Origin of the sequence: Shewanella sp. AC91-MNA-CIBAN-0169 (genome assembly GCF_040310165.1) — a bacterium.
Taxonomy (GTDB): Bacteria; Pseudomonadota; Gammaproteobacteria; order Enterobacterales; family Shewanellaceae; genus Shewanella.
The window spans coordinates 22,713-44,566 of the sequence record NZ_JBEOPM010000020.1; the positions used below are offsets into that span (position 1 = coordinate 22,713).

Genomic DNA, 21,854 nt, shown 5'->3' on the forward strand with positions numbered 1-21,854 from the left:
CGCTGCGCGGAGCCAAATGCTGACTCAATCGAGTGTATTAACCTCATTGAATCAGTTAGACTTAAAAGATGTGATGGAACACCATAATGAAAAGGAATTTCAATGAAAAACTTACCCACTACTCGATATCAATTGACTCAAACTGCTCTACAGTCCAGAGCTAGCCTCAAAAAAAGTAAATTCCTATAGTATAAAGCGTACCCATTAACCTGGACTCGGCATAGGCCAAGTCCAACAAGCGGTTTGTGCCATGCAAACGGCGCAACGCACAAATATTAAAACGTTATGTTTCAGGAGAGTTTAGTGGAAAAGTATAAAGTGTTTGGTAAATATATAGCTGCGATAGCTTTGGTCTTTTTAACATGGACAGGACTGGATTATTTGGCATGGTTTGGTTTGGAAGGTATCTTTAGAGAACTTGGCATCAGGCCAATTTACCGAGAAATAACTGATGCTTTAAGGCAGGGGACTGCTTCCCCTATAGATCATGTTGTTGGGGTGTTGATTGTCTCTAGTGTTTTCGTAGCTATTTATCAATGGTTGATTTCACCTAAAAAGGTTTTCGTTTGTGTGATATATGGTTTGTTGTTTGGTATTGTGGCTAAAATAGACGAGGGCTCATTAGCTTATACTTACAGCTCTATAACAGAGCCGATGATGCTCGTTCGTATTGCAGTTGCCGCCACGCAAGGAATGATTGCAGGTCTTGTGATGTCTATGGTTATCAAAAATTAATAGCTATCTTTTATAAGTAATTAAACATACAAATAAGGATAGGCCGCGCGAAGCCGCGTTCTTATCCTAAGCGTTGAACTAAGCCGCAACGCAGAGCTAAATGCAGACTCAATCGAGTATATTATCCTCATTGAATCAGCTAGACATAAAAGAGATGTGATGGAACACCACAATGACAAGGGAATTTCAATGAAACACGTACAAGTCAAGCCACATAATCAATTCGAAATTGTTTTCAGCCCAGAGCTAGCATCAAAAAAAGCAAATTCCTTTAGCATAAAGCTTACCCATTAACCTGGACTCGGCATCGGCCACGTCCAACAAGCGGTTTGTGCCATGCAAACAGCGCAACGCATAAATACTAAAGCGTTATACACAAGGAGTTTGTAAATGCCTTTTTCTGCCAAAATGACTTTAATGTTGCTTTACTTGAGTTCAGGAGTCAGCATTACTCTTGCTGCATGGATGATTTTCGTCGTAGATGCTAGGCCATCAACTGCAGTTTCACAGTTAATTGCTGGAGTAGCCTTTTTTTGGGTTGCTTCTGCTTTGAAAAAGCGAGATGAAAAATCTTTGATTATTGGTTTAATAGGGACTGGTGGATTACCTCTTTTTTGGCTTTGGAAGGCTTATGACCAGTATTTTTACGATCTTTCTCTGTTTGAGGCATTTAGAATTTATCCGATATTGGGAATATATATCATCCCCTTATTTGCAATGATTTTTTTGCTATTACCAGCCTCAAAAAACTACTTTAGACCTAAAGCTGAAAGTTGCGTATAACAAGCCTTTAAATTCAGACTCACCAAGGCTGTCATGCCATTTACTGAGCAAATCGCCCGCCAGCACTTGGTTCACTTATTAGAGGGGCGTTAGGCAATCAATAAGGAAAGCATTATGAAGTTAATCTCCACTATTATTTTAATAGCAGCTGTAATGAGCCCGCATACATTAGCAAGCACAGTCTCTGCAACGCAGCAGTTAGGTGTCTGTTTAACAGATTCAATGAATGGAAAAGAAAGGAAGAATTTAGCTAAATGGATCTACTTTGGTATGTCCCAGCATAGCACTATAAAACCTTATTCAAATGTCTCAGATGCTAACTTAGATCAAATGAATAAATATGTTGGAGAGCTTATTACTAGATTAATAACTAAAGATTGCAAAGAAATATCCAAGAAGGCTATTGAAGAAAATTCAACAGCATTTGAGTCTGCATTCAGTATTGTAGGGAAAGTGGCAATGCAAGAGTTAATGACAGAATCATCTGTCTCTCAAAGTTTGGGTGCATTTGAGAAGTACTTAGATACCGAAAAAATCGAAGCTGCTCTTAAATAGCGGCCTAACAAAAAGTTGGTATTCGCACCTGCGGTGCTGGGACGGTTAAACTTCGTTGGTTACAATCGATTTAAGGCAGGTTTAAACGTTATTCAATTGATGTATTTTTGATTTGTCTTAAACCAAGTGACATCACTCAGTTTGAGAAATATACGATATTGCCTGTCTCAAACCACCCGTTTTCATTTCTCAAACCTCGCGACCCGCTACATTTAGACATTAAAAAAAGTTATGACAGAAATAACGTAAGTTGTAATTGTAGAGTAGAAGGTTTGACCGGATTAATAAAATTCACGTATTATCTTTAGACACAAAAAAGCCTGTAAGCAGTTGATGCGTACAGGATTTTTTATTTTTAATTTGGTCGGTATGAGAGGATTCGAACCTCCGACCCCTGACACCCCATGACAGTGCGCTACCGGGCTGCGCTACATACCGAAATTACTTAGTTTGACTTCAGATATAATGAAAATATCATCATAAATGCCAATCACTTAGCATGGCTGTGAGCCTTGGGGGTTACTAAGTGGATAATTACTGTATCAATTGCGATTTGTTTACGCAAGTAGTTAGTTATCAGTCGGTTATCGATTGATTATAAACTATCCATTTAATAAAATCGTCGACCTTATCTATGCATAAGCAAGCAAGCTGATGAATAGTTCGCTCGTTTACAATCTTTTAAGCTAAATATGTTATTAGTAATAAAATATCTTATTGATTATAAAGTCTACGGCCTTCACGCATGACTTGGATTAATTCTGGTGCGCTCATTTTCTTATCTAAACGTTTTTTATAGTCTAAATCGTAAATGCGGTATTTACCGAAACGATCCAATACTGTTATTTCAGCTTTTTGGTAAATGGCAAAGCGGCGGCTGTCGCCTATGTAAACCCAGGTTTCATTATTAGGTTCTAACAAACTGCGGCCTGAACTGTAATCTGTACTTGGATTGGTGCAACCTAACACATGGCTTAGCAAGGTTGGCGCTATGCCGTAATGGCTGGTGCGGTAATTCACTTTATTACCATGGCTGTCGGGCCAATGGATTATCAGCGGCACTTTAACATTACCTGGCGATAAATCGCTGCGGGCGTCACTGGTATTACTGGTAAAGACCTGGCCGTAAGTGCCAGTGATGAGCACAATGGTATCATCACTCACGTTATTGAGTAGGCTAGCCAGTTGTTGGTCGATAAAGTTAAGTGATTGACGATATTGATTAAACAGCACCTTTTGCGCAGGCTTTAATGGCATGTGCGGTTTGATGGTTTGTACACCTAAAAATCCGACTGGGGTGTCGTAATCTTTTGGTGCGGTAAGATTAACTAAGGCAAACCACGGTTGTGTTTGTTTTGGCTGCCAAGCATTCACCGCATTAATGGTGTTGATATCGGCATCTGCGCTGCCATTATCGCCTTCGCTGATATGAATGTTTATACCGATGAACATTGCGCTATTAGCAGCGTATTGATCATTTTCAGGCGCAAACATGGCTAATTGATAGCCTTGCTGTGACAACGTGTTGGTTAATATTGGGCTGGTGCTATCAAACTCTTTGCGATCGCTGTAGTTGCCTTGTAAGCCATACATGAGGGTAAACATGCTGGTTTCAAAGTCGGTGCCACCGCTATAGTGATTCATAAAGCGCTGATTTTGAATACGATACTGGCTTAAGAACGGCATAGTGACACTGTCGACCATGTCTGCTCGTAGGCTGTCTATGCTGATAACCATAATATTGGGTTGGCTGTCTGCAATACATTGCATCGGACTGATGGGATAGCTCAGCTTACGTGATTTAGTGTTGCGAGACTCTGTTGACTGCATGCTGCTGTCAATGCCGTGATTTTCCATGAACGAGCGTGCTGTCGCAGGGTATGACACTGGATAGGCGTCGTCAAAACGGGTGACTTCAGTCATATTGGTCGCGTCGGCCCAAATATGAAATAAATGGCTGCTGACAAAACAGATACCGACAAACAACACCACTTTGTTGCCCCATTGTTTTTTCTGAATTTTGTCGATGCGTTTCCACAGATAATTGGCCGCAGTAAGCTCAACAATCACAATGACGATAGGTGTCACTATGTATGAAGTGCTGTGTAATAGCGCATTGAGATCTTGCCAGGCTAAGTCGAACGCAAAAGGACTTAAATGGATACCGTAGTCGTCATAAATAATGGTGTCATACAGTAGGGCATATAAACCAAGTGAGGCGATAAATGCAGCAAAACCACGTAAAATTTTGGAGTAAGGTAATAATAAGGTAATCGGGAAAATAAAAATTAAGTAACCGATAAAGGCCAAAAAGGTAAAATGACCTATGGTGCTGATTGACAGGTAAGCCCAACCAATAATGGTTTCTGGGTAGCCGACACTGCCAATATATCGAGCGCCAATTAACATCGCTAATATGCCATTAAAGAAGGCAAACCAGTGACCCCAATTAACTAAGCGTGACACTTTATCACGCGTCATTTGCTGCTTTTTGCGCTCGATCATGTTAACTCGTATTCCTACGTTATTATCACAGACTGTTTTCAGTGTAACTGATTGTTAGCATTAGTGATAAATTTTATTTAGTCGATTACTTAACCGACTGTGTTAAGGCTTTGGCAAATTGCTCAGCAACTTTTTGGCGTGATTCACCAGGGACTTTTTTGTCGAGTAAATGGGTCACGCAATTGCCTAAAACCATTAGGCTTAAATCGGTTGGTGCTTGATGCTTAGCTAGTACTGCAAGCAGCTCGCTGATAAGTGCTTCAACTTGAGTGTTTGTGTATTTAGATTGAATTGCCATAGTCAGAAAACTTCAATAAATAATGAATTAGCTGCACATAATAACGGATTTAGCCGTCGCTCGCCTCAAGTTTTATTCGCTGTATGTGAGGAATATTGTAAACCCTTGTTCGATTTATACGGTTGGTCTGATATCATTCTTTTTTAAATTATCATCTGCGACAGACTAGGATTAACAAGGTTTATGAGCATTAGTATTGAGCAAGCAATTATTCACGAAATTTCTCAAGACAGTCAGGGGCAAATGCGTTGTCGTTTACGCCCGCAACCGTTGTTGAATACTCACGCCGTTGAAACCATGTTAGAAGAGTTACATCAAACCTATTCGGGTAAAGCGGGTAAGGGGTTTGGCTTTTTTGGAACCCATGGCGATGATGGCGAAGCCAACAGTGAATTTTCTGATGCACTAACCGGTTATCGCAAAGGCGATTTAGGTTTTGTTGAGTTTAGTGGTCAAGCGAGCCAACTGTTGCAACAAGAACTGGCCAAGTACGATTTTAGCCAAGGCGGTTTTTTGTTGATGTCTTGCTACACCAGCATGACGAGCGACTATTTATTTGTGGCGTTATTAAGCGCTAAGTCGTCGATGACAGTATTAGATGACATGGAATTGTCGCAAAACAACCATTTAGATTTAAACAATATTCAATTAGCTGCGCGCATTGATTTAACTGAATGGCAGGCCGATAAAAGCTCGCGTAAGTATATTTCGTTTATTCGTGGTCGTGCTGGCCGTAAAGTTGCCGATTTCTTTTTAGACTTTATGGGCTGTGTTGAAGGCGTTAACATTAAGGCGCAAAACAAAACCCTGATCCATGCAGTTGAAGATTTTGTCGCAGGTAGTGAGCTTACCAAAGATGAACGCCAAGATTGTCGTAACAAGGTATTTGATTATTGTTCTGAACGCGCAGGTTCCGGTGATGTGATTGAAGTTAAAGATTTAGCCGATGAGTTAGCTGATTCTGGTATGGATTCATTTTATGATTTTGCGTGTGGCGGCAGTTATGAGTTAGACGATGAGTTTCCGGCCGATAAAGCCAGTCTACGCAGCTTGAAGAAGTTTTCAGGCACAGGTGGCGGAGTGACCTTGAGCTTTGATGGCTGCCATTTAGGTGAACGGGTTATTTATGATCCGATATCTGACACTATTTTGATTAAAGGCGTGCCAGCCAATTTGAAAGACCAATTAGACCGTCGCTTAAAAGGCGAATAACTTAAGCTTAATTGGTGTTGTTACAACAGCGTCCTATTTGGGCGCTTTTTTATGAGCGAAGATAATAGCGAGTCTAGGTTTAACGCGTGCTATGCTTTGGTGAGTTAGCGAGTAAAGCGAGCTAACATGTTGTTGGATCTAGTGTTGCGTGTGAACTTTGGGTTCAATAGCTTGCAGAGTGACATTAATTTACGCAGATTTTTATATCAATTTACTGATGCTTAAATCGTGTCAATGGCGGTGAACTTTGCAACGTTTTATTTGGATTTATATAACGGCTTAGCTCATGGCTTATTTAGCAAATTACCGATCAAATTATCTAACTGGTACGATTTTTGGCGCAGTTGAATATTTTACTTTTCATTCATTTGTAGTTGAGTAAACTAGCGCCACTTTTTGAGTGTTTTTGTTTGTTATGCTTGTAATAGCCTAACGGACTTTGGGGGAGCGATGATCACTGCATACGCCTATCAAAATAGAGAATTAATCACCACCGAATTGAGTGTGGGCGATAAAGTGCCTGAGTCGACATTGTGGTTAGATTTATTAAAACCCGACGACGAAGAGCGTCAATGGTTGAGGCTATTCTCTGCTGAAGAAGTACCTGACGAAGAAGATATTAAAGAAATTGAGGCTTCGGCGCGTTTTTACCAAAACCAAGACGGTTTACACATTAACTCGTTGTTTCCACAGCGGGTGAGTTCAGATGTACGCGCAGTGAACGTGTCGTTTAACTTGCGAGAACGTTTTTTGCTAACAATACGTGAAGAAGATGTCGGCCTTATTCGTTTACTGCGTAATTACCTACGTTTAGGGCGCTTGGATATTACCACTCCACAAGGCTTATTGTTAGAGCTCTTTACTTTGAAAGTTGATTATCTATCTGACTTAATTGAAGATATTTATAGTATTTTAGAAAATGTTGGCGAGCAAGTATTTAATGACGAAGAGCTTGACGGTGTTTTTAAACTGATTACCTTGCAAGAAGATTCGAACGGTAAAATTCGATTGAGTTTGTTGGATACTCAGCGTTCATTACGTTATATGCAACGTTATTATCGTGACCGATTGTCAGATGAAAACTTGAAAGACATTCGTGAGATGCTATCTGACATTGAATCATTGATGCCACACAGCCAGTTTATTTTCGACAAGTTACAATTCTTACTGGATGCAGCGATGGGATTCAGTGGCTTGCAACAAAACAAAATCATTAAGATATTTTCGGTGTCGGCGGTAGTATTTTTACCCCCTACGTTAATTGCCAGCAGTTATGGGATGAACTTTCATATTATGCCAGAACTCGACTGGCGCTTTGGCTACCCAATGGCAGTGGCATTAATGCTAGCCAGTGCAGCAGGAACCTACTTTTTCTTTAAACGGAAAGGTTGGTTGTAGCAGTAGCTTATTTTAGACAAAATAATGCCATCAATTGTTGCCGATTGATGGCTTTTTTATGCCTCAAATACTTGAGTTGGCTAGGGTAAATAAACTGAAATGGTGTTATGTAAGTCACTCATTAAAGAGATGAAATAGACTATTCAACATAGACTATTCAACATAGACTATTCAACATAGTCTATTTTATCTGCAGCACACTAGTTTTGGCCAATACCTAAGCTGATTTGTTCTCTAGGATTGAGGTATTTATGGATTTTTTCTGGCAATGCTGCGGCAGGTAGACTGCGAACAATAGTTAAGCCTTCATCTTGTAAACTGATGATGGGGGCTAAATCTTTGGGTACCAGTTGGTCGTAAACCACAATGTTAGGGCACAATAGCTTTTGCAAGTTTACCGACATAACCATGGCAAATTGGCCACTGGATAATTCAATAATGCTGCCAGGCGGATAAATACCTAACATTTTGATTAACATGCTAATATATTCAGTATTGAGTTTGTTTTTATAGTTTTTATACAGTAACCCCAAGGCGATACTTGGCGGTTTTCCTTTGGTTTGGTTGGTGCCATTACTCAAATTGTCGTATTCGTTAACCACGGCGATTAACTGCGACAGCTTGTCTAATTTGTCGGCTTTTAGCCCTTGTGGGTAGCCACTGCCATCTAAAAATTCGTGATGATTAGCTATTAACGGTTTGGCTTCGTCTGGAAAGCTGTCAGCGAGTTTAAGAAAGTTAATGCTCATTAATGGATGCTGTTTAATGAAGTTTTCTTCTGGTGTGGTAAGAGGCACTCGCTTATTGATAATGTTACTCGGAACTTTGAGTTTACCTATATCGTGAAATAACCCACCAATACCAATCGTTTCAACTTCTTCGCGGCTCCAACCTAGCTCTTTTGCCATTAACATACACAACATGGCGACGTTGAGTGAATGGTGATAAATATGCTCATCATTTTTGGCATCGCCCATTAAATGTAAGGCTAAATTATCGCTATTGAGTAGCATGGTGGTCATGTTGCTGATGAGGTCTTTCGCTTCACTGACCGCATTGAGTGGTCGGCTACTGATTTTAGAGACCATTGAACGCATCATCGACACTGAGCGATTAAATTGTTGTTCGGTTTTCTTTAAATCTCGTTTGAGCTTTTGTTGCTCATCTATTTTGGCCGACTTCTGGTTAATCATTTGCTCTTTTAGTGCGTTGAGGGCCTGCTCGTCGGGTTTAGAGGTGTTGGCATTCTCGGACGTTACAGGCTCAATATCGCTTTTTTCGGGATCAAAAAAAACATCTTTTAGCCCTAAGCCTTTGATAAGTTCAATTTGTGCAGCGTCTTTAATTTTAAAACTGCTAAACAGGAAAGGGTGGTCTTTCCAGGAAATTGGCAAGCGGATAAAGGTACCCACTTCTAATTGTTCTACAGCGATTTTTTGGTTTTTTTTCATATTCAATCGATAGTTACTTTGAAGAACAATGAGCTATGTTATGTATTGCCCTTTACAGGCACTTTAATTGCGTGGCAGCATACTACTATAAATAAATTAACAATAGTCACTCCCTATGGATTTTATTGAAGTATATCCCAACGCGATAAGTAATGATTTATGTGATCGCTTAATTGCGGCATTTGAAACGCATCCGAGTGTAGGGCCAGGCCATACAGGTTTTGGCGTAGATACCGAGAAAAAGCGCAGTCGTGATTTAATGTTAGATGCTTTTGATGATTTAGCTGAATTAAAAAATGAACTTTTAGCGGCGACATTTACCCATATTAGCGATTATTTTACCCAATACTCGTTAACCTTAATGGGAGCGGTTTCTGTACAAGTAGCAGATGAAAATGGTCAACCGCAAACGTTAACGCCTGATAATTTTGATTCGTTAGGTAGGCCAAGAGCAGCGGCATTAACTAAATATTTGTATCGCAGTGGTACGATTAATGTGCAGCATTATCAGCAAGGTGTTGGTGGATATCCGCATTGGCATTCAGAACAGTATCCACAGAATGGCCATAATGAGGCGCTTCATCGGGTGGTGTTATACATGTTTTACCTGAATGATGTTGAAGAGGGCGGCGAAACAGAATTTTATTATCAACAACGTAAAATAAGCCCTAAAAAAGGCACTATGGTGATTGCTCCAGCCGGTTTTACACACAGCCATCGTGGCAATGTGCCCATTAGTAACGATAAATTTATTGCGACTTCTTGGGCGATGTTTAATCGTGCAGAGCAACTTTATGCGCCATTAAGTTAGTGATTACTGTTGAGTAAAACCAGTTGTGGCTTTATATGCTTATTTGATTGATGACTTTGTTGCTGCGTGCTTATGCCGTTGCGGGGAGCTGAATGACAAAAGCTGCTCCGCCAAGCTCGCTAGTACCAATGGTCATTGTGCCGCCATAACTGCTAACGAGCTCATGGCATACTGCTAGACCAATTCCTTGTCCCGACGATTGAGTGTCGGCTCTCATACCGCGTTGGATTATTTTTTGTTTAATGGCGTGGTCTACGCCGGGGCCGTCATCTTCTACACTGAGTTGGATGAGATTGTTATCGAGGCTCGCGGCGCTGATCATGACGTTATTGCCACATAAGCGAAATGCATTTTCCAGTAAATTACCCAATAGCTCCATCACATCGCCTTTGCTGAGTGGGAGTTGCAATGATGCTGATATGTTTAGGGTGAATATGACATGTTTGTCTCGATATATTTTATCGAGCATTTGCGCAAGTTGTTGAGCAATCGGTGCGATAGCGGTTTGTTGTTGACGTAAGCCTTGTTGGCCTAACATGGCACGTTTGAGTTGATACTGTACTAAATGATCCATGTCATTTATTTGTTCAAGTATTTTTTGGTGCTGTTGCTGACGATCTAATGCGTCATCGTCAATGATGGCAATACTGGCGGCGAGACGCGTTTTTAAGCTGTGAGCAAGGTCGTTCATGGCATTTTGATAGCGCGTTTGACGTTGATCTGTTTGGTCCATAAGTTGATTTAATGCTGTGGTGATGCCTTGTAATTCAACGGGGTAATCTTGTGAGAGGCTTTTTTTATGTCCTTGTTGCAGCTGTATCAACTCTTGTTTCAGCTTCGTTAACGGCCGCATTCCCCAGTAGGCTGCACTCACTAGCAGTAACAGTGCAATAGCCATTACCATTGCCAATCTAAAATAAGTGAGTCGATTAAATTGACTGAGTTCAGTTTTCAGTGCGGTGGCGTCTTTTAAAATCAATAGATGATACATTTCGGTTTCAACGTCAATGCTGAGCAAGTAAGCAAAGTAACTTTGTTGGTCATTAAAGTTGAGGTAGAAAGGCGGTAAATCATCTTTTATATCAAGATATTGTTCACAAATGTTATTCAAGTTTAAGCCAATAGCGTAGTCAGAGCGCCATAAAGTGTTATAGCTGCTATTGCAGGTAGCCATAATGTATTGCGTGTCGACGTCGTCACCTTCACGGGCCTGGGTGATAGGGATTAGATTGTTTTCGCGAAACTCAGCGGCAATGATGGGTAGTTGAGCGATTAAGGCGCTGGTGGTTTGGTTATAGCGATTTTGGGCATGGAGTAGGGTAATTAGCCACGCCAGACCAAAACCTACTAACGCGATAATACCCAAAGAGGTTAAGAACATCCTGGTAAGCAGACGTTTTTTAGGTTGTAAAATTAGTCGCATGGGTGATTAAATTTATATCCTTGGCCGCGAAGGGTAATGATGGACTGTTCTATTCCACCTTGAGCAAGTTTCTTTCTTAATCGGCTGACCATCACTTCAATGGTGTTGGGGTCGCCTTCTTTGTCGGCATAGACCACATCCAGTAAACGCTGTTTAGCGACAACCTCATGGCAATGGCGCATCAAGTATTCCAGAATAAGGTATTCAAAGGCAGTGATGTCTAATGGTGTTTGGTTTAGCGTTACATGTTTTGCCGCGACATCTATTTGCAGAGCACCGCTGGTGATGGTTGAGCGAACAAAACCACTGCTGCGGCGCACTATGGCATCAAGTCTGGCGATGAGTTCTTCTTTTTGAAATGGTTTAACTAAGTAGTCGTCTGCACCAGCATTGAGCCCTTCGACTTTATCTTGCCACGTTAGTCGAGCGGTTAAAATTAGAATCGGCGCTTTAACATCTGCATTGCGCAGCATTTTGATTAGACTTATTCCATCTTGATCGGGTAAACCTAAATCAATAATAGCAGCATCAATAGGATAATTAGTGGCTTGATAAAACCCTTCTTTTGCGGTTAATGCCACTTGCACTTGATTACCTTGATCTGATAACTGCACCTGTAAATGGTGCGACAACAGAGGGTCGTCTTCAATAACCAATATGCGCATAATCCATCCTTGTTAAGCCGTCATTATATGTGAAATGTGCTTGGCCAATATTACCCTACAAGTTGGTAAGGTTAAATATTAAACAGAATTTTATGATAACCATATTCAAACTGAATACCATCATGGTGCTAGTGATAATTATTTTGCTAACATTTTTGCCCTGAAAGGGCTTAGTCGGTGTAATCAGTTATCAGGTAAGTTAGAATAGGGTTATTGACAGACTAACTTTTAAGATTGAGATGAAACTAACACATTTATTATCGGCTAGCTTTTTAAGTTTATTTTCGACAGTTGCATTAAGTGCAACGTTTACCTTTACGGCTATCCCTGATGAAGATGAAAGTCAGCTTCGGACTCGCTTTGATAAAGTGGCTGATTATTTAACCGAGCAGTTGGGCGTGGAAGTGAAATATATTCCGGTAAAGTCATATTCTGCAGCGGTAACAGCATTTCGTAATAACCAAGTACAACTTGCTTGGTTTGGTGGTTTATCTGGTGTGCAAGCGCGTCGTTTAGTGCCAGGTTCTGAGGCTATTGCCCAAGGTTTTGAAGATCAGTTTTTCAAGAGTTATTTGATTGCTCATAAATCTACTGAAATGGCTGCTTCAACTAATTTTCCTTCATTGAATGATTATACCTTTACCTTTGGTTCTAAAGACTCAACTTCAGGCCGTTTGATGCCACAGTATTTTATTGAAAAAAATACCGGTAAGCCAATTGAACAAATTTTTAAACGCATTGGTTTTTCTGGCGACCATAGCCGCACTATCAGCCAAGTTGAAGCAGGTGTTTATCAAGTCGGCGCGGTTAATTACAAAGTGTGGGACACAGCAGTTGAAAACGGTGACGTTGATACCAGCAAAGTGAAAGTCATTTGGGAAAGCCCTACTTACCCAGATTATCAATGGACGGTGCATTCGGGTGTTGATGAAACGTTTGGTGCGGGCTTTAAAGAAAAGCTGACTAAAACGTTAATTGGTATGACGGATAAAGATTTGTTAGCCAGCTTCCCACGTGAGTCGTTTGTACCGGCTAAAAATAGTGATTATGAACCGATTGAGCGCGTGGCAAAAACAATTGGAATGCTCGATTAATGTTGTCGTTGGTTGATGTTGATTTAGGTTATAACCAGCAAATTATATTACCTAAAGTGAATTTGTCATTTAAGGCAAAAGAGCATGTGGCTATTTTAGGCCCTTCAGGCGTGGGTAAAACCACGCTGTTGCATCACCTTTATCAACAATTGGCCGAGCAAACCTGTTTGTGCTCTCAAGCACAGGGGTTAGTTGATAACCTGTCGATATATCACAATGTGTTTATTGGTGGGTTAGCGCGTTATTCCCGTTGGTATAATTTGGCTAATTTGTTGTTGCCGTTTAATAAGCCGCAACAACAAATCGCCGCTATTTGCCAGCAACTAGAACTGACCGTGCCTTTGCAACAGAAAGTCAATGAGTTGTCTGGTGGTCAGCGCCAACGTGTGGCCTTAGCCAGAGCGTTATTTCAACAACAATCAGTGTTTATGGGCGACGAGCCCTTTTCTGCATTAGATCCGCTAATGGGCTTACGATTACTAAACTTGATTAAGCAAACGCATCAGAGTGTTATTTGTGTGTTGCATGATGCCGAACTAGCGTTAGCAAACTTTGAGCGTATTATTGTCATTAGCGATGGCAAGGTAGTACTAGATGACAAAGCGAGCCAATTATCTCTGGCTCATTTATCACAGCATTATGCATTAGCCGATTTACCAAACCATTCAGTGGCATAAATATGAACATGTTGATGCTGCTAAGCGATTTATCTTCATTCTATCCCCGTTTTTATAATGCCTAAAATGATGACTCACAGTCGCTACTCTTTTGTAGGGCATTGGCAGAAAATCACTCTGTTGCTTTTACTCATGGTCTCCGTGTGTTGGTTTTTTGCTGATACCGAGGTGATTGCACTCGATCCTTGGTCTGAGCTTGGTCGCATGTGGCAAGGCTTTGTGCACCCTGACTTTTTCGCGACAGAGTATTTACTTGATGCGCTGTGGCAAACCATTAGTTTTGCGCTGCTTGGGATTACGATTGGGTTGCTATTGGGATTTCCATTAGCATTGTGGTATCAACATCCTGTAGTGGCGGCAATGTGTGCATTTATCCGTGCTATCCATGAGATATTTTGGGCATTGATATTCTTACAGATATTTGGTCTTTCAGCCATTACCGGTATTTTAGCCATAGCGCTTCCTTATGCTGCTACTTTTGCCCGTGTGTTTGCTGATATTTTACAGCAAGCGCCAATGCATACCTTATTTTCACTGCCTAAGGGCACCGATAAACTGTCGGCATTTATATATGGTCGATGGATGCACATGTATCCGCAGATTGTCGATTATATTCGTTACCGTTTTGAATGCGCGCTTCGTAGTAGTGCTGTGTTGGGCTTTATTGGTATGCCGACATTAGGGTTTTATTTAGAATCCGCTTTTCGTCAGGGGCATTATCAACAAGGCGGTGCACTATTAATCTTATTTGTGTTGTTAATTGGTAGCATACGTTTTTGGGCTAAACCGATAATGCTTTGGCTGTATTTACCGCTTGCTGTGTACTTCTTACCTCCCATTCCTGTTATCGACTCGCAACTTATTTGGCGTTTTATTAGTGTTGATGTTTTACCACCGATGCTTCAAGGACAACCCTTCTTGAGCTGGTTTGACACAGATAACCTGTCGAAGCTCGTTAACTGGAGTTATACATTAATCAGCCAGCAAGTGTTTCCCGGGATGGTTGCTACCTTGGTACTGGCTTTTTGTGCCTTGGGGTTAACTCATGTGTTGACGTTGGTATTATTGCCTTTTAATACCCACTTGATGATGCCAAAAGTGGTTATTTTAATCATGAGGGCTGTGAATTTAATATTACGTTCATTGCCTGAATATTTATTGGCTTTTGTGTTTATGATGCTACTAGGGCCCTCGATGTTGCCAGCGATTATCGCGTTAGCGCTGCACAATAGCGGCCTGATGGTCTTTTTAATGTCACGTCAAGCTGACAGCATTAGTGTGCCGTTGACATACAAGCCTAGGATTGATCAGTACAGTTATCTAGTGCTACCTGCCATATACCCACATTTTATGGGACTGCTGTTTTATCGATTTGAAGTGATTATCCGTGAAACGGCTATCTTGGGCATGCTTGGGGTGATGACGTTGGGTTTTTATGTCGACAGTAATTTTTCTGAAATTCGCTTTAGTGGGGCATTGTTGCTGTTGTTTTTCACTGCGGGTTTAAATGTGGTGGTGGATTATTTAGCACGTCGATTATTGCATTATCCTCGCAGCCGTTTACAGGCTTGCTAAATAAAGTCTCTTAGTTTAAAGCTATAAACGGGTAAGCATCGTGGCTCAAACAGGTAACTGCTTGATAAAAATAGTCAACTTATTCATCTGCTTACTTAATCGAATTTAATCATGTTTAAAACTGACCGATAATTTGATGAATTATATTATTAGCAATCGTGACTGCAACGGCAATAAAAATAATCCCAACGAGTAGATCTATAATGGTATTGGCCGCGAGTAATTTTTGTTGTACCCGAGGTTTAGATAGGATCAGTGCGAGTAAACTAAACCACGCCAATGACAACACAAATAACAATACCGTGGCGGCAATTTTAGTTGAGTAATTGACTTGTGGCGTAATCAATACGGAAAATAAAGTAATAAAAAAGATCAGCGCTTTAGGATTCAGTAGATTGGTATATAGTCCAACTTTAAATCCCTTTAATGACGATATCAGCGCCGCTTTTGCCACATTAGGTTGCGTCGATGAAATATCTGAATTACGACGTTTGCTAATCATACTGGTGATAGCTGACTTGAGCGCCCCATATCCCATCCATGCTAAATAGCTACTGCCAATTAGTTGTACGGTCATAAAGGCAACATGAGACTGTTGTATCATCACACTGATGCCCATCAACGACAAAAAAGTGTGAATTAAGATAGCGACAGCAATGCCGAAGGCACAATAAAGTGCGGTTAAGCGTGTTTGCTGCGTAGCCATTTTAACGATAATGGCAAAGTCAGGTCCTGGGCTCATTAATGCCACAATGTGAATAACCGCTAAACCCGCCAATAAAGTCATGTCCATATTTATTCCGTTTTTTATAAGTTAAAGCTGGCTAGATTTTGTTGATATCCATTTGTTGATATCTATGAGAGCTTATTTCAATGTAAGTTGATGATAATGGCACATTTATGTAGGGAAAAGATAATAAAAAAGCGCTAAATTAGCGCTTTTTTATATAAGGTGAACTTAAGTGTTATTTTTTGGCGTTAAGCACTTGTTCTTCAAAACTTTTGGCTGCTTTACCTGCTTGCGAATCGTTGAAGACTTCTTCATTAAATTCGCCTTCTGATTTGGCAATGATCACCGTAGCCACTGCATCACCAGTGACGTTTACCGCAGTGCGGATCATGTCTAGCATTCTGTCTACACCAATAATTAAGGCAATACCTTCAACCGGTAAGCCTACTTGGTTTAACACCATTGCCAGCATAATAAGGCCGACACCAGGCACACCCGCAGTACCGATAGACGCCAGTGTGGCCGTTACCACTACAGTCGCGTAATCCATGATGCTCAGTTCAATACCAAATACTTGGGCAATAAATACCGTTGCAACACCCTGCATAATGGCGGTGCCATCCATGTTGAGAGTGGCACCAAGTGGTAAGGTGAATGACGCGATTTTGTTGTCGACGCCCATTCTGTGCTCTGCGGTTTCAATGGTTACCGGCAATGTTGCATTAGAGCTTGCAGTACTAAAAGCAAACAGCTGTACGTCGCGGATTTTACGTAAAAACATCAACGGGCTGAGACCGGAGAACAATTTTAATAGAGTAGGGTAAACCACTAAGCCTTGGATAAATAAAACGGCAACCACGAGGAGGAAGTATTTGACAACACTACCGAAGGTTTCTAAGCCCAACGTTAAGCTGAGGGTCGCCATCAGTGCAAACACACCATAAGGTGCTAACTGCATAATTAAGGTAACCACACGCATAATTACATCATTTAAGTCGTTAAAAAATGACGCTATACGCGTACCTCTTTCACCAATATGTGAGATGGCAAAGCCAAAAACAACTGCAAATAGGATAATCTGCAACATATTGCCTTCACTCATGGCTTGCATAGGGTTTGTCGGTACAATATTAATAATGACTTCAGACAGGCTAGGCGCGTCTTTTGCCGAGTATTCTAATACGTTACCGGCCAAACTTGCATTACCTGGATGGATTAACACGGCTGCTAGAATCGCAATAGTGAGCGCAATAGCGGTAGTGAATAAATAGAAGGATATGGTCTTGCCACCAAGACGTCCCAGTTTAGATGGATCGCTAAGGGAGCAAGTACCGCATACTAATGAGATAAATACCAAAGGTACGACAAGCATTTTTAAGCTTGAGATGAAGATAGTACCAATGACATGTAAGAATCCATCGGTAATGTACTCTTGAATAAATTGACTACCAGGGAAAAAGTTTCTCAATGCTAGGCCAAATATAATGCCTAATGCCATGCCAATTAAAATTTTGCTCGTGAGTCCGAGCTTGTATTGATTACTCACAGAGTGTTCCTTCTCATCATATTATTTTATGTCTTTATTGAATGCGCTAAAGATTAGCAGGTATCGGCAACTTAGGAAATGGCATAAAAGTGAAAGTTTTCGCCAATAAATAGCGAATAAAATAGTAGAGTTATGCTAAAGTTATAAGATGTTTGCGTATTGTTAATGTATAAGTAACTATAATAATTCTTAAGTTTATTTTAATGTAACAGGGAGCCTGACAATGAGGTCAGCATATAAAGTTTATTTTGCGCTTTTATGTTCTTTTTTTCTCGTCGCATGTGGCGGCGGTGGCAGTATAACCGATGATGGAACCGGAGGTGGGACTACACCAGACCCAACCATATCTATTTCGTTAAGTATCGACAACACTCAAGTTTCTGTTGCAGAACCTGCAGTTATTACTGCAACCGTAAAAGACTCAACGGGTGCCGCTGTCAGTACGCTTGTTTCATTTACGCTTAATAATGATGATTACGGTACATTTGCGCCAAGTACCGGTGAAGTTGTCACCAATTCAAGCGGTGTCGCCACTATCCAACTCAACACGGCTGAGATTAATACCGGAGCAACAGTAACCGCGACTACCACGTCTGGTGAAAGTGCATCATTATTTGTCACTATGACGGGTGATGGCGGTGTTGCAGGTGGTGGGGCTCAAGTGTCATTGGTGTTAACTGATGCCGCTGGTAACGCTGTTCAATCGATTAGCACTTTATCACCAGGTAAATTAACTGCGACAGTCACTGGTATTACAAAGTCTTCAATTGTTACATTTGATAGCCCAATTGGTGATTTACCCGTTAAAACTGCAGTAACTAATGCACAAGGTAAAGCTACCGTTGATATTTATGCTGGCAGTTCGTTAGGTGCTGGTGAAGCCACTGCGACATTATCAACCAATGAAACCGGTTCAACTATTGTTGTTGTTGGAGCAACCAACGTCGTGATGGGCAGTGGTACACCATTTGTTGAAGGTGTCGCAGCTATTAGTGCTACTGATTTATCTGCTGGTGGAACGGCAACGGTAACCGTGTCTATTCAAGATGATTTAGGTAATGCCTTTACACAACCTGTGGATGTAAACTTTTCATCTACTTGTGCGACCAAAAGCCCTGCGCAAGCAGTGATTAGCTCGCCTGTGTCGTCAAGTAATGGCGTCGCAACCTCAACGTATCGTGCCGAGGGCTGTGTTGGTGAAGATCAAATTAATGTCACAGCCAATGCCGGTGGCATCAGTTTATCTGCAGTTGGTACCATCAATATACTGCAGGCTGATGTTGGCAGTATTGTGTTTGTATCAGCGATTCCTGAAAACATAAGTATTCTAGGTACTGGTGGTACTGAATCATCAGTGGTTAAATTTAAAGTTTTGGATAAAAATGGCAATGTGGTTGCTAACCAAAATGTTAAATTTGCACTAAATACTACTGTAGGTGGGGTTAAAATTGATCCCCTGCAAGCTACTACAGATAATAGTGGTATTGTGCAAACGGTAGTAACCACAGGTACAGTCGCGACTTCTTTACGAGTGACTGCAACGGTAGACAATGGTGCAGTTCCAGCAGTATCGAGTCAGTCTAGCCAGTTAATTGTGTCTACGGGTATTCCTGATCAAGACAGTTTTTCTTTATCCGCTGAACTGTTTAATGCAGAAGGTTGGGATGTAGATGGTACTGTTGTTAAGGTTACCGCTCGTATGGCCGATGCGTTTAACAACCCTGTACCCGATGGCACAACGGTATCTTTTACCACTGAAGGTGGTTCTATTGAAGATGCATGTCAAACCGTAGATGGTGCATGTTCGGTATCTTGGATAAGCCAGTTACCAAGACCTGAAGGTGTTGTTCTTTTTGATGGGTTAGGCGTACAAGTGAAAAACCCTCAAGCTAGCTTAAAATGTTACAACCTAAGCGATGGTTCCGAAGATATCACTTGTCTTAATGCCAATATTGTTTATGGCAATTTTTATGACCAAAAATATGGTGGCCGTGCAACGGTTACCGCAACTGCTATTGGTGAAGAGTCTTTCCCGGATTTAAATGGTAATGGTCGCTTTGATGCATCAGAAGCAAATACGTTTCTTACTGGGACAGATGTCACTGGTCAACCATTTGATTTAAATGATGCTTATAACGACTACAATGAAGACGGTTTATTTAATCCGCAGCAAACCGGTGGCCAAGCTGGTGGCACATTGGAAGAGTTAATCGATTTTAACTCCAATGGTACATTTGATGTCAAAGACGGTAAATATAATGGTGTGCTTTGTTCAGACCCTGTACACAGTGCATGTGCTGATGGCGTAAGTGATTCAAAGTCATTGTTTGTCCGCAGAAGCTTAACCTTAGTGATGTCTGGTAGTGCAGCGTATGCTACTAATCCTGCTAATATAGTGGTTGTTGATAGCACAGGAACACACTCTGGTGCTAGTGACATGATCATCGTGGGCAAAGGTGCTGCATCTGCAACATTTACTATCTCTGACTTACATAACCAACAAATGCCAGCCGGTTCGATCGTAAGATTTACCACATCAGCGGGCTCGGTGGTGAGTTCAAGCGAATATACATGGCCAAGTACTAACTACAATGGTGGACGTCAGTTTACAACAACCATTAAAGGCGAAGACGAACCAAATTCTGGTGTATTCCTCGTTGAAGTTGAGTCGCCAAATGGTCTGGTTACTCCAGTGGTATCCATTGGTGTAACAATCCTATAATCGACTGGGTAACAGTTTCAATCGTTAAAAAGGCGCACTTAGCGCCTTTTTTATTGATTCGGTTTAGCAATGTAAAACAAAAAGCCAACAGCGGATGCTGTTGGCTTTTAAAATATGTTATTCAATTATTTATTCGACCCGTTAACGTTATCTTTGGAACTGATACACGCTGCCTAACTTTAATATTTGTGTGAGTTCATCTAACGCGGTGCGTGATTCAATAATTAATTGTGGATCTGCTAGATCGCTTACCGTGAGTTGGTCACGATAATGTCTATCAACCCAGGTATTTAAGCGCGTAAATAAACCGTCATTCATTAATGTGTTTTGATTAACTGCAGCGACTTCTTGTTCGTTCATCGCGACTCGTAAACGTAAACAGGCTGGACCACCACCGTTTTGCATACTTTGCTTAACATCATAATAGCGCACTTGTTTGATCGGCGTGCCTAAGGTAACAAGTTCATTTAAGTAAGCAAATACCGCAGGGTTTTCCTGGCAATTTGTTGGCGCAATAATGGCCATTTCACCTGAAGGTAGGGTGATGATTTGGGTATTAAATAAGTAACTACGAACGGCATTATCAATGGATACTTGCTCTGTGGTGACTTTGACAAAATGCATGTCAGAGTTCATTTTACGGCGAATTTCATCGAACTTTGCTTCGGTATTTAAAAACGCTTGTTCGTGGTAGAACAACACATTTTTGTTACCCACTGAAATAACGTCATTGTGGAATACACCTTGATCAATCACATCTGGATTTTGCTGCATAAACACGCAGCTTTCATCTTCAAGTTGGTGCAACCGCGCTACTGCTTGAGATGCTTCCAAAGTTTGGCGAGCTGGATATTTTGTTGGTTTAGGGGCGTTAGGGTTAGTTGCTGTTTGACCATAGACAAATAATTCAACGCCAGCATGACCATATTCAGAACATAGTCGAGTATGATTAGCTGCTCCTTCATCACCAAAGCTTGCGTGTTCTGGCAAATGTTGATGATGCTTAAAATAGCGGTCGTTATTAAATGTCGCCTGCAAAATATTGCCGGTAGTGACAGGTTCAATACTGCGGTGTAATTTATCAACTAAATTAGCTGGGGTGAAGTGAACTTTACCGTCACAGGTGTCTGCACTGGGTGACACTGTAGCCGCGTTAGCTGTCCACATACTTGATGCACTGCAACAAGCATTAAGTAGCGCAGGAGCCTGCTGAGCAGCTTTTTGTAAAACCTCAGCGTCAGACCCAGAAAAACCAATTCGACGCAATGTGTATAGGTCTGGGCGCTCCTGTGGGGCTAATACCCCTTGCACCATCCCCAAATCTGCTAATGACTTGGCTTTTTGCAAACCTTGTTTAGCTGCCGCTTTAGGATTTGATGTCTGGGCCGCATTACTAAATGAGGCCACATTACCAAATGATAATCCGGCATAGTTATGGGTTGGTCCAACCAAGCCATCAAAGTTCGCTTCAAAATGCTTCATTCGTGATCCTTGAGAATTTTAGTGAATAATTATTATTGTAGTTACACTCATTTGTGTTACTTATAAAAAAGGAACGTGATTGTTCATGTCAGTTAACGCCAATTTAACCCCAGTATACTGAAGCTATAAGGGTTAACAAGGTGTGGTTAATTTGTACAAATGTGTATAAATGACTAAAAATGCACTGAAGGT

Annotated in this window: 18 protein-coding genes and 1 tRNA gene; 10 read left to right on the forward strand and 9 right to left on the reverse strand. The window is 41.1% G+C overall.

The genetic code is table 11. The features are described 5' to 3' along the window. Positions 1-303 precede the first annotated feature (303 nt). The 3 genes from AAEY98_RS16225 (at position 304) to AAEY98_RS16235 (ending at position 2,073) form a co-directional block, all read left to right on the forward strand. On the forward strand, positions 304-735 hold the full coding sequence (locus AAEY98_RS16225) for a hypothetical protein (RefSeq protein ID WP_182773041.1): 432 nt from the start codon (positions 304-306) through the stop codon (positions 733-735). A gap of 390 nt (positions 736-1,125) precedes the next feature. Next, positions 1,126-1,518, forward strand: coding sequence for a hypothetical protein (locus AAEY98_RS16230; RefSeq protein WP_351011470.1), 393 nt, complete (start codon positions 1,126-1,128; stop codon positions 1,516-1,518). A gap of 114 nt (positions 1,519-1,632) precedes the next feature. After that, entirely contained in the window at positions 1,633-2,073 is a 441-nt protein-coding gene (locus AAEY98_RS16235; RefSeq protein ID WP_192115959.1) for a hypothetical protein, read from the forward strand. A gap of 361 nt (positions 2,074-2,434) precedes the next feature. On the opposite strand, the gene AAEY98_RS16240 is transcribed toward AAEY98_RS16235, so the two are convergent. The 3 genes from AAEY98_RS16240 to AAEY98_RS16250 form a co-directional block, all read right to left on the reverse strand. Further along, a tRNA-Pro gene (locus tag AAEY98_RS16240) sits at positions 2,435-2,511 on the reverse strand. A 276-nt stretch (positions 2,512-2,787) separates the two neighbouring features. After that, entirely contained in the window at positions 2,788-4,578 is a 1,791-nt protein-coding gene (locus tag AAEY98_RS16245) for a DUF3413 domain-containing protein (protein WP_351011467.1), read from the reverse strand. A gap of 85 nt (positions 4,579-4,663) precedes the next feature. After that, positions 4,664-4,876: a YejL family protein gene (locus AAEY98_RS16250; protein WP_011637946.1), complete on the reverse strand. Its 213-nt coding sequence runs from the start codon at positions 4,874-4,876 to the stop codon at positions 4,664-4,666. 183 nt (positions 4,877-5,059) lie between these two features. On the opposite strand from AAEY98_RS16250, the gene yejK reads away from it, so the two are divergent. Both yejK and corA read left to right on the forward strand, forming a co-directional pair. Beyond that, complete coding sequence (yejK, locus tag AAEY98_RS16255; RefSeq protein WP_182744939.1) at positions 5,060-6,088, forward strand: nucleoid-associated protein YejK; 1,029 nt, start codon at positions 5,060-5,062, stop codon at positions 6,086-6,088. A gap of 450 nt (positions 6,089-6,538) precedes the next feature. Beyond that, positions 6,539-7,486, forward strand: coding sequence for a magnesium/cobalt transporter CorA (gene corA, locus AAEY98_RS16260; RefSeq protein WP_101088017.1), 948 nt, complete (start codon positions 6,539-6,541; stop codon positions 7,484-7,486). A gap of 200 nt (positions 7,487-7,686) precedes the next feature. Here the strand turns inward: corA and AAEY98_RS16265 are convergent, their stop codons facing one another. Next, positions 7,687-8,937, reverse strand: coding sequence for a cyclic di-GMP phosphodiesterase (locus AAEY98_RS16265; protein WP_101088019.1), 1,251 nt, complete (start codon positions 8,935-8,937; stop codon positions 7,687-7,689). A 115-nt stretch (positions 8,938-9,052) separates the two neighbouring features. On the opposite strand from AAEY98_RS16265, the gene AAEY98_RS16270 reads away from it, so the two are divergent. Further along, a complete protein-coding gene (locus AAEY98_RS16270; RefSeq protein ID WP_350979653.1) occupies positions 9,053-9,748 on the forward strand; it encodes a 2OG-Fe(II) oxygenase in 696 nt (231 codons plus the stop codon). A 70-nt stretch (positions 9,749-9,818) separates the two neighbouring features. Here the strand turns inward: AAEY98_RS16270 and AAEY98_RS16275 are convergent, their stop codons facing one another. After that, the gene (locus tag AAEY98_RS16275) at positions 9,819-11,171 is read right to left on the reverse strand and encodes an ATP-binding protein (protein WP_351018188.1); all 1,353 of its coding nucleotides are present in this window, start codon (positions 11,169-11,171) and stop codon (positions 9,819-9,821) included. After that, positions 11,162-11,836: a response regulator gene (locus AAEY98_RS16280; RefSeq protein WP_101088025.1), complete on the reverse strand. Its 675-nt coding sequence runs from the start codon at positions 11,834-11,836 to the stop codon at positions 11,162-11,164. The genes AAEY98_RS16275 and AAEY98_RS16280 overlap by 10 nt, the downstream gene beginning before the upstream one ends. A gap of 239 nt (positions 11,837-12,075) precedes the next feature. Here AAEY98_RS16280 and AAEY98_RS16285 point away from each other — a divergent pair, with 239 nt between their 5' ends. Genes AAEY98_RS16285 through AAEY98_RS16295 form a run of 3 tightly spaced genes read left to right on the forward strand, consistent with a single transcriptional unit; the run spans position 12,076 to position 15,182 of the window. Further along, positions 12,076-12,930, forward strand: a complete 855-nt coding sequence (locus AAEY98_RS16285) for a putative selenate ABC transporter substrate-binding protein (protein WP_350996071.1) — start codon at positions 12,076-12,078, stop codon at positions 12,928-12,930. Next, entirely contained in the window at positions 12,930-13,607 is a 678-nt protein-coding gene (locus AAEY98_RS16290) for an ATP-binding cassette domain-containing protein (protein WP_351018191.1), read from the forward strand. The genes AAEY98_RS16285 and AAEY98_RS16290 overlap by 1 nt, the downstream gene beginning before the upstream one ends. Before the next feature lie 57 nt (positions 13,608-13,664). Then, on the forward strand, positions 13,665-15,182 hold the full coding sequence (locus tag AAEY98_RS16295; protein ID WP_101088031.1) for a PhnE/PtxC family ABC transporter permease: 1,518 nt from the start codon (positions 13,665-13,667) through the stop codon (positions 15,180-15,182). Positions 15,183-15,297: 115 nt separating this feature from the next. Here AAEY98_RS16295 and AAEY98_RS16300 read toward each other — a convergent pair whose 3' ends face one another. Beyond that, the gene (locus tag AAEY98_RS16300) at positions 15,298-15,975 is read right to left on the reverse strand and encodes a LysE family translocator (protein ID WP_059745481.1); all 678 of its coding nucleotides are present in this window, start codon (positions 15,973-15,975) and stop codon (positions 15,298-15,300) included. Between the two features lie 172 nt (positions 15,976-16,147). Next, positions 16,148-17,458, reverse strand: a complete 1,311-nt coding sequence (locus AAEY98_RS16305; protein WP_277949095.1) for a dicarboxylate/amino acid:cation symporter — start codon at positions 17,456-17,458, stop codon at positions 16,148-16,150. Positions 17,459-17,681: 223 nt separating this feature from the next. On the opposite strand from AAEY98_RS16305, the gene AAEY98_RS16310 reads away from it, so the two are divergent. Further along, the gene (locus tag AAEY98_RS16310; RefSeq protein WP_350996062.1) at positions 17,682-20,180 is read left to right on the forward strand and encodes a hypothetical protein; all 2,499 of its coding nucleotides are present in this window, start codon (positions 17,682-17,684) and stop codon (positions 20,178-20,180) included. Positions 20,181-20,327: 147 nt separating this feature from the next. Here AAEY98_RS16310 and astB read toward each other — a convergent pair whose 3' ends face one another. Beyond that, entirely contained in the window at positions 20,328-21,662 is a 1,335-nt protein-coding gene (gene astB / locus AAEY98_RS16315; protein WP_101088034.1) for an N-succinylarginine dihydrolase, read from the reverse strand. Positions 21,663-21,854 lie beyond the last annotated feature (192 nt).